General features: G+C 70.1%; 9 protein-coding genes. 2 read left to right on the top strand and 7 right to left on the bottom strand.

The features are described 5' to 3' along the window. Positions 1–2 precede the first annotated feature (2 nt). From BUQ68_RS20275 to BUQ68_RS20255, 5 genes are all read right to left on the bottom strand, one after another. Positions 3–1,121, bottom strand: coding sequence for a DUF1513 domain-containing protein (locus tag BUQ68_RS20275; RefSeq protein ID WP_075217847.1), 1,119 nt, complete (start codon positions 1,119–1,121; stop codon positions 3–5). Positions 1,122–1,123: 2 nt separating this feature from the next. Next, positions 1,124–2,356, bottom strand: coding sequence for an imelysin family protein (locus BUQ68_RS20270; RefSeq protein WP_075217846.1), 1,233 nt, complete (start codon positions 2,354–2,356; stop codon positions 1,124–1,126). A 43-nt stretch (positions 2,357–2,399) separates the two neighbouring features. Beyond that, positions 2,400–3,947: a di-heme oxidoreductase family protein gene (locus BUQ68_RS20265; protein WP_083656752.1), complete on the bottom strand. Its 1,548-nt coding sequence runs from the start codon at positions 3,945–3,947 to the stop codon at positions 2,400–2,402. Between the two features lie 110 nt (positions 3,948–4,057). After that, entirely contained in the window at positions 4,058–5,341 is a 1,284-nt protein-coding gene (locus BUQ68_RS20260; protein ID WP_075217845.1) for an imelysin family protein, read from the bottom strand. Between the two features lie 70 nt (positions 5,342–5,411). Then, positions 5,412–5,915, bottom strand: a complete 504-nt coding sequence (locus BUQ68_RS20255) for a hypothetical protein (protein WP_075217844.1) — start codon at positions 5,913–5,915, stop codon at positions 5,412–5,414. 666 nt (positions 5,916–6,581) lie between these two features. On the opposite strand from BUQ68_RS20255, the gene BUQ68_RS20250 reads away from it, so the two are divergent. Together BUQ68_RS20250 and BUQ68_RS20245 are read left to right on the top strand one after the other, a co-directional pair. Continuing rightward, complete coding sequence (locus BUQ68_RS20250; RefSeq protein WP_075217843.1) at positions 6,582–7,385, top strand: NAD-dependent epimerase/dehydratase family protein; 804 nt, start codon at positions 6,582–6,584, stop codon at positions 7,383–7,385. Between the two features lie 193 nt (positions 7,386–7,578). Further along, entirely contained in the window at positions 7,579–7,884 is a 306-nt protein-coding gene (locus BUQ68_RS20245) for a hypothetical protein (RefSeq protein WP_075217842.1), read from the top strand. Positions 7,885–9,036: 1,152 nt separating this feature from the next. Here BUQ68_RS20245 and BUQ68_RS20230 read toward each other — a convergent pair. Then, positions 9,037–9,525, bottom strand: coding sequence for an RrF2 family transcriptional regulator (locus BUQ68_RS20230; protein WP_075217839.1), 489 nt, complete (start codon positions 9,523–9,525; stop codon positions 9,037–9,039). 434 nt (positions 9,526–9,959) lie between these two features. Beyond that, entirely contained in the window at positions 9,960–11,633 is a 1,674-nt protein-coding gene (locus tag BUQ68_RS20225) for a formate--tetrahydrofolate ligase (RefSeq protein ID WP_075217838.1), read from the bottom strand. Positions 11,634–11,656 lie beyond the last annotated feature (23 nt).

The following is an 11,656-nucleotide window of genomic DNA, read 5'->3' as shown; positions in this document are numbered from 1 at the left end:
CTTCAGGCCAACCTGTTCAAATGGTTGTCGAACTGCACGCGATCGGTGGCGATCGGCGTGAGGGCGAGGCCGTTGTCGGCGGGGGCGAGGGTTGCCACGCGGCCGGTGCCGGCGGTGGCGAGGAGGCCGCTTTCGGGGGCGGGGGCGAGGCCGCAGCCGTCGCGGAAGGCGGCTTCGCCGATGTAGCGGGCGCTGCCGGCTTCGAAGGCAAACAGCAGGTTGCCGCGCGGGGCCGAGAAGGCCATGACGGCGCCGTCCGCCGAGGCGGCGACCGACCCCACATAGTTCTTCGCCCGCGGTTGGACCGCGTCCGGCAGGGCGAAGAGGTCGACGCCGGCGCCGGGGCGGACCCGGCCGACGAGCGGCGGCCGTTCGGTGGGGTCGCCCTCGTACTGGCCGCCGAACCAGACGGCGCCCTCCCGGTCCACGGCGAGATGGCGGATGGAGAGCTGGCGGAGGGACGCGTCGAGTTCGGTGACGTCGAGGACGCGCTGGTCGCGGACGTCGATGAGGGTCAGCGACGGCGCCATGTCGGCGACGTTGAGGTCGACGCGGCCGAAATCCGGGTGGGTGTCGAGGCCGCCGTTGGCGACCGCGAGGGTGCGGCCGTCCGGCAGAAAGACGAGTTCGTGCGAGCCGACACCGCCGGCGGGCATTTCGCCGAGACGGCGGAAACCGTTGCGAACATCATAAAGGCCGACAACACCGTGACCTGATGTGAAGTCGTTTTCCGTCGTGTAAAGAAGAGATCCGTCGGCGGAAAAGACGCCGTGGCCATAGAAGTGCCGACCCGGCGCGCTTGCCAAGACGATCGGCTCGGCGTTGCTGTCGACGTCGAACACCACCGCGAACGTGCCGGGACGCCTCGCGAAGGCGACGCAGAGGCGGTTTTTCGGGTTGTAGGCTACATCATGTCCCCGGTCCGGCAGCGGCCTGAGAGACCGGACAGCGCCGGATTCTTCCAGGATCGCAACGGCATAGCTGTCGTCCGGCAGTTTCACGCAGGCGGCGAAGAGGACGGCGGACGGTTCGGCGGCGTAGAGGGCGCTGGTGCCGAGTATCGGGGCAGCAAAGGTGCCGGCGGCGAAGTGCAGGAAGGCCCGGCGGTCGATGATCGACATGGTCAGTCTCCATCCAGGCTGTTGAAGCCCTGTTCAAGACCAAGAGACGACGAGAGTTCCTGGCCGATGGTGGCCTTCAGGCTGGACGCCGCGATGCGGATATAGTCGAGCCTGGCGCGGAAGGTCTGGTCCGTGTAGGCCGTTTCCACACTCTCGGCCGGCAAGGACTGGACGGCGGCGGTGGCGGACCGGAGTTCGAGCGCGATGGCGTTGGCGAGCCAGCGGCTGTCGTCGGCGACGTTCGCCGCGATGCCGAGACGCTGTGTTTCCTCCGCGATCGACTGCAACGTGGCCGTCATGGCGGGGAAGGTCTGACCGCTTCGCCAGAAGGGCGCAAGCTTCGGGCGCGCGCGCTCGGGACTTTCGGCAAGGATGGTCTTGATCTTCTGGTCGCTCAGGACTTCGAGCGCGGTGGCCATGCCGGCGATGATCTCGCCGGCGGCCTCCTGATGGGTGAGGAAGAGTGGATTGTCGGGGCCGGGCTCGAAGAAGAGACGGCCGCTGCCGGTGCGCCAGCCGGTGCCGACGGCGGCGGCGAGGGCGGACACATTGTCTGCCAACGCCGCGCCGTAGCGGCAGCGGTAGGACGACGGGGGCGACGATGTCGTGGCTGTAGCCGGGTTTGTAGCCGGGGTCGGGGGCGATGTAGCCGGTTTGTCGCGCGACGTAGCCGACGGGGCGTCGGCGGGTGCCAAAAGGGCCTCGCTGCCGGTGCCGTGGAGCACGAATTCCAGCGCCGTGAGACCCTGGACGGCGACCGACTTGGTTGCGAGCGCGCCGGGCGCGAGCGCGGCCTCGTCCTCGGCGGCGAGCAGCGCCTGCACCTGGCGAAGGCCGAGGCCGCGGGGGTCCGGCCAGAAGGCGAGCCGCTCGTACCGGTTCTCCTCCACCAGGGGACCGAAGCGCAGCGGCTCCAGGGCGGCAAGGGCGATGACGGTTTCGGCGAAGGCGGCGCGGGCGGTGCTGAGGGTCGCCGGGGACGGGGCCGCGCAGGCGGCGTCCAGGGCGGCGGAGAGGGTGGCGGCGCGGGCCTTGAGGCGATCGACCGTGGGGAGGACGTGTTCGTCGACGATGCGGGCGACGAGGGCGGCGTAGTCGGCCTCGGTGAGAGCGGCGGCGGGCGGGGTGTCGGTTTCCTGAGCGGTCGCCAGCGGTGGGAAGAGGATGAGGGCTGACGAAATCACCGCAAGCGCGCGACGGCGACAGGAGACGGCGATGCGGCGGGACGAGGTCATGAGGTGATTTCCTCAAGGCGGCGGGGCGCGCCGGCGACGGGGGTCAGAGCGAGGCCAGGAAGGCGAGGAGCGCCTCCCGGTCGGGGGTGGAAAGCGCGACGACCCGGTCGCGCGCCGGGGCCGCCTCGCCGCCGTGCCAGAGGATGGCCTCCAGCACGGACCGGGCGCGGCCATCATGAAGGAGTTCGACCCGGCCGGACACCGCTTGCGTGTGGCCGAGACCCCAGAGCGGGGCGGTGCGCCACTCCCGGCCGGTGGCGTCCCCCTCGGGCAGGGCGTCGGCGAGCGCCTCGCCCATGTCGTGGAGGAGGAGATCGCTGTAGGGCCAGACCAGTTGGAAGGCGAGCGCCGGCAGGGCGGCGTCGCGGCGGGTGACGAACTTCGGGGTGTGGCAGGCGGCGCAGCCGACGGCGTGGAAGACGGCCTTGCCGGCGAGCACCGACGGCTCGGTCGCCGTCTCGCGCACGGGGGCGGCGACGGTGCGGGCGTAGAAGGTGACGAGGTCGAGCACCGGGTCGGGGATCTCCACCGGGCCGAGGCGGGGCTGCACGCCGTGCGGCCGGGCGAGGCAATCGGGCTGGGCGGCCGTGCAGTCGCCGGCGGGGGCGGGGTGGAGGGTGGTGGAGAGGCCCATGTCGGCGGCGAAGGCCTGGGCGGTCTGCGCCGACAAGGTGGGCGCGCCGGCCTTCCAGCCGAAGCGGCCGAGGACGGGGCCGCCGCCGGCCGGGTCGGGCACAAAGTTGGGTCGGCCGGAGATGCCGTCGCCGTTCGCGTCGTCCGGGTCGGCGCCAGCGAGGATGTCACCCTCGTGGATGGCCTCCAGGAGGCCGAGGCCGATCATGGGCGGGGCGACGCGGGGCGAGACGACGAGGGGCGGATCGGGCGGGCCGTAGCCGGGCTCGGCGACCGCGTACGTGGGGCGGCGGAGGGAGACGACGGTGCCGTCGGCGAGGGTGACGGGTTCCTCGGTCCAGGTAACGGCGACGGCGCCCTCGCGGGGAAGGCCGGGCGCGGCGCGGTCCTGGAGCTGGGCGCCGTAGAGCGGATGAGGGGCGGCGGCGCCGTCGGGCGACAGGGTGGCGAGGCGGAGGATGAAGCCCTCCCCGCCGGCCGACCGGCCGCGGCCGTCGTTGATGTGGCAGCCGTCGCAGGCGCGCGCGTTGTAGAGGGGGCCGAGGCCGTCGGAGGCCTGGGTGGAGGACGGGGCGGCCACCCAGAGCTTGCGGAAGAGCGCGTTGCCGAGGCCGAAGGTCTGCAGGTCGTCGGTGGCGAGGGTTCCGGCGGGCTGGCGGAAGGACTCCGGGCCGCGGCGAATGCGGGTGGTGGCGCCGCCGCCCGGCATGGGCTCGAAGGGCTCCAGGACGGATGGGTCGGAGGGCGGGGCGAGGACGCGGGCGACGCGGGCGCGGTCCTTCGCAGAGAGGTCGGTGCGGTGGGGGAGCGGGTCGGCGGCGTCCGGCGCGGCGGGGGCGAGGGTGCCGGTCGCGTGGGCGGGGACGGCGAGGGTCGAGAGGACGGGCGGCGCGACGAGGGCGGCGGCGGTGGCCAGCACCGTGCCGAGGATGATCGCCGGGAAACGCCGTGCGTCCATGGTCCTGTCCTTGCGGGCGCGGCGGGAGGCCGCCGCCCGTCGGAGGTCTACGGGCCGGACCGTCCGCCGGATCCGGGGATCGGGCGGACGGTGGGCGGCGGCGCTGCGGCTTATTGGAAGACCGCGGTCGGGTTGTCCAGGCTGTCGGAGCCCTCGAAGGCGATCGACGAGAGGCCGAGGGTGGTGACGGCGCGCTCGATGGCGGGCACCTGGGCGACGAGGGCGTCGACGAGGCCCTGCACCACGGCGTTGCCCTCCGTGTTGCCCTCGCCGATCATCTGGTCGTAGGCCTCCACGGTCTCGCCGCGGGTCTTGAGGGCGGTGGCGGCGGCGAGCGTGGCGTCCAGCTTGGCCTTCAGGTCGGCGTCGACGTCCGGGGCCTTGGCCTTGACGAGGTCGGCGGCGGAGGGGCCGGTCACCGTGGAGCCGTCCACGCGGGTGTAGCTGCCGAGGTAGACGTTGCGGATGCCGACCACGGCGCCGTAGTGCGAGGCGTAGGTGGTGTCGGAGAAGCAGTCGTGCTCCTCCTCCGGGTCGTGCAGCATGAGGCCGAGCTTGGTGCGCTCGCCGGCAAGCTCGCCATAGGAGAGCGAGCCCATGCCGGTGAAGAGGGCGGCAAGGCCGGTGCTGCCGTCGCCCTCCAGGACGCGCGCGCGCGCCTCGCCGGTCGGGCCCCAGGCCTCGACCATCTCGGCGAGGTCGGTGACGAGGAGGTCGGCGGCGGCGGTGAGGTAGGCGGCGCGGCGGTCGCAGTTTCCATTGGTGCAGTTGGCGGTGTCGTAGTCGCTGGCGGGACGGTTGCCGGCGCCCGGTCCGGTGCCGTTCAGATCCTGGCCCCAGAGCAGGAATTCGATGGCGTGGTAGCCGGTGGCGACGTTCGCCTCCACGCCGGAGGCCTCGTGCAGGGTGTCGGCGAGAAGGGTCGGCGTGATGGCGGCGGCGTCCACCTCGATGCCCTCGATGCGGACGGTCGGGTTGGCGATCACGTTGAGGGTGTAGAGGCCGTTGGCGTCGGATTCGGTGCCGTAGCCCGCGTCCACATAGTCGATGAGGCCCTCGTCGAGCGGCCAGGCGTTGACCTTGCCCTCCCAGTCGTCGACGGCCGGGTTGCCGAAGCGGAACGCCTCCGTCTGCACGTACGGCACGCGGGCAGCCAGATAGGCGGCGCGGGCGGCGGCGAGGGTCTCGGGCGTCGGCGTCGCGACGAGGGCGGCGACGGCGGCCTTCAGCGCCTCGGCGGTGGCGAGCGAGTCCGCGAAGGCCGCCTCGGCGATGTTCGCGTAGGTGGTGACCACGGCCTTCGGGTCGGCGTCGGCTTGGGCCGGGCCGGCGAGCGCGGCGACACCGGCCGTGACGGCGGCGGCGGCAAGGAGAATGGAACGCAACGTCTTCATGTGGATACCCCCTGGCCGGGACCGCCTACCGACCGGTGGGCGGGCCGACGCGATCCGGCGCTCCGGCCGGTCAGTTGAACTTCGTCATGGGCGCATGACGGGCGATGGTATCGAGCACCGAGAAGGGCACCGGCAGCAGGTGCTGGTGCACGGACTGGAGCGCCGCCCCGAAGGCCGCGCCGGCGGCCTGCACCATTTCCACCGCCGGATCGTCGGCGATGTGGGCGGCGGCGGCCCGCGCCGTTTCGGCGTCCCCGTTCTGGTGCGCGGCGACGAGCGACAGCACCAGGCACTCGTCGCGGCACAGGCATTGGCAGCCATAAGGAAAGCAGGCGAGCGGCCGACTCGCCGCGCCGCGGGTGTCGCGCACGAAGCAGGAGAGATCGCCGAGGAGGCGGCGGGCTTCGCGCGGGCCGAGTTCGCGGGCATAAAGCGACCAGCCCAACTCCCAGCAGTCGATGCTGCCGGTGGCATAGCCGTTCAGCCAATGGCGATAGCCCTCCACGAGCAGCCGCTCGGGCTGCCGGGCGAGGACGGGATCGTTGCGTCCGGTGGCAAGGACGAGAGAGGTCATGCGCCCTCCCCCGCTGGACCAGCGGCAACGACGGGACGAGGCGACGGGGTCCCGCGCCGGGGCGGGCAGGTGGACGATCTCACGGGGCTCTCCGATCGAAAGGGTTCAAGGCCCAGACAAAGGATGACGCCACTGTTCAAAACTGGAGTGATTTGGTCAAGTAAATTCCAACGCGGCCATTCTCGTCGGCCACGCACGGATGCGACAATTTGTCAGACGAATCACCGGCAGGGTTTCTGGCAGGCGCGTGCAGCGCACACGGCCTACGGCGATAAGGAAGTGCGTCAGATCAACGCACACAATTACATCTCCTTATCTCGGTCAATCATCAGGCAAATGCGTCAGGTCGCATCTATCTGCGACGGCTGACGTCGCTGCGGGCGCAGTCAAGACAGGTTGAATCGGCAATTGCATCAAGTGCCTTGATAGGCAGAACTTACAGAGCGATCGGCATTGCTCCTGGTTACGATCGTTTCACTTGACGGGTACCGTTCTATGTTTACGTAGGCCGTGTTTTGATCGCTGCTACAAATCCAAAGCGGGCCAATACTCATTCGTCAAAGGAAAAAATTGAACTAGTATGGCGACACTTCCGATCCGGCCAGCGGGTGACGGAGGAACAATGCAAATGCTCGGGCCTTAACCGCGCCAAGAAGAGGCTGTTCGATGGACAACAAGAAGAAGATCGTGGTGCTCGGTGCTATGAATCCGGCCGGGCTTCTGGTTCGCGACGTTCTTCGCGCCCTAGGGGTCCCTGTCCTCGCGGTCGATCGCGACATCGTCAGCGCCGTCGGCCCGACGGAAACGGTCGAGCAATCGGACTACCGCGACCCGCGCGAGATGGACGACATGTGCCGGGGCGCCGACGTGGTGATCTCGGTGGCGGGTCTCGGGAAGCCCTTGGACCAAGGCAACGACCTGACCAACGCCATCAACGCCATTTCGGCAATTTATGAGGCGGCCCGGATCAACGGGGTGCGCCGCGTGATCGGATGCTCGCCGGACGCGGTGGTGGGCCTCTACCGCCGCTCCGCGGTGCTCGACCATCTGTCGCTGCCACGGCCGGACAGCCGGCGCGGGGTCGCGGGGGCGCTGCAGGAATCCATCGCCTCGCTCTATGCCTACAAGCACGGGATCTCGGCGCTCTGCATCCGCATGGGGTCACTCGCACCCGAGCCTTCCGACGAGCGGATGCTCTCGACCTGGATCTCGCCGGACGATTTCCGCCGGCTGATCCGGATGGCCCTGACGGCGGACTATTGCTACGAAGTGGTCTACGGCGTTTCGGCCAACACACGGGGCTGGTGGGACAACAGCAACGCCAAGCGGCTCGGCTATCGGGCGCGGGACAACGCGGAGCTCTACGCCGACCGCCTCCTGGACAACCGCTCCTCCGACATGGTGCTGAACGTGCTCCAGGGCGCGACGGCGAGCGAGGGGTTCAGCGGCGATCTAAAGCGGATTCCTTGACGGCGCGCGCGTCTACGCGCTGGGTTTTGGCACGGACCTGATGGCGCTCGACGCGGCGGATGTGGGCAACGGGCGGGTGTGCGCTGCCCGGGCCGCCGTGCTGCCCGAGCCGCGGCGGGGGAACGGATCAGGGGGGCACACGCTTCCTTTACATCCAACGAATAGATTCCCATGCATCTGATGGGCCGGTGGCATGGACAATCGAAGAACGAACCTCCGCAAGCGCACATTGAAAGGTGGAAAGATCGTCTTCGGCGATTTCCGCTACACGTTCGACTGCGTGGTCCGGGATGTGTCCGACGAAGGTGCCCGGCTGAAGTGCGACCACGTGGCCGAGACCCCCGACACCTTCTACCTGTTCGACCCGAGCGACCATTCCCTCCGCCACGCGGTGGTGCGCTGGCGCACCGAGCGCGAGATCGGGATCGTGTTCGACGGTGCCCCGATCGACATCTACGCGTCGAATGACCCTCGGCTCGCGCGGTTTCGCCACCTCTGAGCGGGGTGGCGGGGTGTCGGGTTTCGCGTACGCGGCGGGGGATGCGGAAGCCTAGCTTTGGCCTTACAGCCGGACGCTCCGGATTTCCGCGCGCGGCGGGGATGCAGATTCCGTTTCAGAACGAGGCCATGGGCCAGCGGACGGCGGGGATCCCGCCGGCGCGGGTGACGGTGCCGTTCGCCTCACGCGTATCGTCATCCCGGCGAACGCCGGGATCCAGCCGACGGTGGGGGACTTGCTTGCGGCCGTCGCGGTTGACGGTGCGGTCGGTTGGGCCCCGGCTTTCGCCGGGGTGACGGGTGGGGTGGATGGAGGAGGAATGCCGGGGACGTGGCGGGTGCCGGGACGCGTGGTCCGCACGCGGGTGCCGGAGCGTGGGGGTTCGGACGCGGGTGCGGGAGGGCCGGTGCGGGAGGGTGGATGCTGCGCGGAGTTAAGAGAGCGGGATCCGGACCGCCGTGTTGCCGCATGCACCACGCTCGATCGTCATCCCGGCGAAAGCCGGGATCCAGCCGATGGTGGGGGACTTGCTTGCGGCCGTCGCGGGTGAGGATGCGGTCGGTTGGGCCCCGGCTTTCGCCGGGGTGACGGGTGGGGTGGGGTGGAGGAGGAATGCCGGGGACGTGGCGGGTGCCGGGGGGCGGGATCCGGTCGGTGGCGGAGGACGGGATCCGGGCCGCTTTGTTGCCGTTTGCACCACGCTCCATCGTCATCCCGACGAACGTCGGGATCCAGCCGACGGGTGGGGACTTGGTGCCGTCGCGGGTGAGGATGCGGTCGGTTGGGCCCCGGCTTTCGCCGGGGTGACGGGTGGGGTGGGGTGGAGGAGGAATGCCGGGGACGTGGCGGGTGCCGGGGGGCGGGATCCGGTCGGTGGCGGAGGACGGGATCCGGGCCGCTTTGTTGCCGTTTGCACCACGCTCCATCGTCATCCCGACGAACGTCGGGATCCAGCCGACGGGTGGGGACTTGGGGCCGTCGCGGGTGAGGGTGCGGTCGGTTGGGCCCCGGCTTTCGCCGGGGTGACGGGTGGGGTGGGGTGGAGGAGGAATGCCGGGGACGTGGCGGGTGCCGGTACGCGGGTGCCGGAACGCGGGTGCCGGAGGGCGGGCGACCGGCGGGTGCCGGAGCGCGGGCCAGCGAGCGCGCCAGTCAGTTGACCAGGAAGGCCTGGACGATGGCGGCGGGGGTTTCGGGGCCTTCGGGGGTGCCGGCGTGGTGGGAGCGGGCGTGGCGGACGGCGTCGGCGAGGGTGGTGGCGTCCATCAGGATGATGGTGGCGGCGAAGATGTCGCCGAAGATCTTGCGGACGGCGCAGGCCTGCTCGTCGACGCAGTCGGCGCAGGGCCGGTAGGCGGAGCGGGAGAGGCAGCCGAGCGGCGCGATGGGGCCGTCGATGACCCGGAGCACCGAGCCGATGGTGATGTCGGCCGGATCCTTGAGGAGCACGTAGCCACCGCCCCGGCCGCGCCGGCTGGCAATGACGCCGGCGTGCTTCAGGTTGAGGAGGATGTGCTCCAGGAACTTGCGCGGCACGGCGGCCTGGCGGGCGATGTCCTCGATCAGCATGGCCTGCCCGCGTGGCGCCGCCGCCAACGACAGCAGCGCCTTGAAGGCGTATTTGGCTTTCTGGGAAATCATGGCACCGACACGAACGTACGGGAAAGAATGCACCTCGGAAAACCATCGAAGACGTAGCACAAAGGCATTTTCGAGACCACGTTCGCGGCCGCAGCATCTTCGTTCTTGGTGAAGACGTGACCGATTTGCACCGGACCGTCCGGCCTTCGCGGGACGCCCCGAAAAGCCCCCGATGGGGACGGGGGAACGGACGGGCGGAGACGCCCTCCGCTCTCCTGCCAACGCGGCGAAGCACCGATCGGTTCGGCCTTTTTGTCAGGGTACACGGCTTTACCACCGCGCCCGCGTCCGCGCGGCGGTGTGTCGGCCGCGGGCGGGGCGACCGGGCGGCGCGGGATGGCGGGCACGAAAAAAGGCCCGGGGGGAGGACCGGGCCTTTTCGTGCGGCACCGCCCGTCCGGGGTTGGGCGGCGGTCGCGGGAGGATGGGTGCGATCAGCTGAGGCCGACGATGAGCCCCGCGTCGTCGAGGCGGATGTTCACCGCCGCGGGGACCTTGGGCAGGCCCGGCATGGTCATGATGTCTCCGCAGATGACCACGATGAACTCGGCGCCGGCGGAAAGCCGGACCTCGCGGATCGGCAGGATGTGGCCGGTCGGCGCGTTCTTGACGCTGGCGTCGGAGGAGAAGGACGACTGGGTCTTGGCGATGCAGACCGGGAAGTGGCCGAAGCCGGCGGCTTCCAGCTGCTTGAAGCGGGCCTTGACCTTCGGGTCGGCTTCCACGCCGTCGGCGCGGTAGATCTCGCGGGCGATGGTCTCGACCTTGGAGAGGAGCGGGATGTCGTCCGGGTAGAGGGTCTTGAAGGGCGCGCGGCGCGGCTGGTCGAGGATGGCGACCACCTCGCGGGCGAGCGCCTCGGCGCCCTTGCCGCCCTCGGCGAAGTGGGTGCAGAGCACGCAGGTGACGCCGATCTTCTCGCAAAGCGACTTCAGGAGCTCCACCTCGGCGTCGGTGTCGGAGCCGAAGCGGTTGATGCCGACCACGGCCTCGACGCCGAACTTGCCGACGTTCTCCACGTGGCGGGCGAGGTTGGCGAAGCCGGTTTCGAGCGCGGCGAGATTCTCCTTGGAGAGGTCGTCCTTGGCGACACCGCCGTGCATCTTCAGCGCCCGGATGGTGGCGACGATGACCGCGGCGTCCGGCGCGAGGCCGGTCTTGCGGCACTTGATGTCCATGAACTTTTCCGCGCCGAGGTCGGCGCCGAAGCCGGCCTCCGTGACCACCACGTCGGCGAGGCGAAGGGCGGTCTCGGTAGCGATCACCGAGTTGCAGCCGTGGGCGATGTTGGCGAACGGGCCGCCGTGCACGAAGGCCGGGTTGCCCTCCAGGGTCTGCACGAGGTTGGGCTGCAGGGCGTCCTTCAGGAGCACCGCCATGGCGCCCGGCGCCTGCACCACGTCGGCGGTGAGGAGGGCCTTCTTGTCGTCCTCGCCGACCACCATGCGGGAGAGGCGGGCCTCCAGGTCCTCCAGGTTCTTCGACAGGCAGAACACGGCCATCACCTCGGAGGCGACGGTGATGTCGAAGCCGTCCTCCTTCGGGAAGCCGTTGGTGGTGCCGCCGAGGCCGTTCAGCTGGTTGCGCAGCATGCGGTCGTTCATGTCGATGACGCGGCGCCAGGTGAGGCGGCGGCCGTCGATCTTCGGCTGGTTGCCCCAGTAGACGTGGTTGTCCAGCATGGCGCTCAAGAGATTGTGCGCCGACGTGATGGCGTGGAAGTCGCCGGTGAAGTGGAGGTTGATCTCCTCCATCGGCACCACCTGGCTGTAGCCGCCGCCGGCCGCGCCGCCCTTGACGCCGAAGCAGGGGCCGAGCGAGGGCTCGCGCAGGCAGATGGCCGCGCGCTTGCCGATGCGGTTGAGCGCGTCGCCGAGGCCGACGGTGGTGGTGGTCTTGCCCTCGCCCGCCGGGGTGGGCGTGATGGCGGTGACGAGCACCAGCTTGCCGCGCGGACGGTCCTGCACGGACTTGATGAAGGCGTGGTCGATCTTGGCGATGGACCGGCCGTAGGGGATCAGGGCCTCGTCCGGAATGCCGAGACGCTCGGCGATCGCCGCGATCGGCTTCAGCGTGGTGGATCGGGCGATCTCGATGTCGCTCAGCATGATGGTGCTCTCTCTTAGCGTTT

Source organism: Mongoliimonas terrestris (genome assembly GCF_001927285.1).
Taxonomy (GTDB): Bacteria; Pseudomonadota; Alphaproteobacteria; order Rhizobiales; family Pleomorphomonadaceae; genus Chthonobacter; species Chthonobacter terrestris.
The sequence above is the reverse complement of the archived record's forward strand: the minus strand, read 5'-3'. Positions and strand labels throughout refer to the sequence as shown.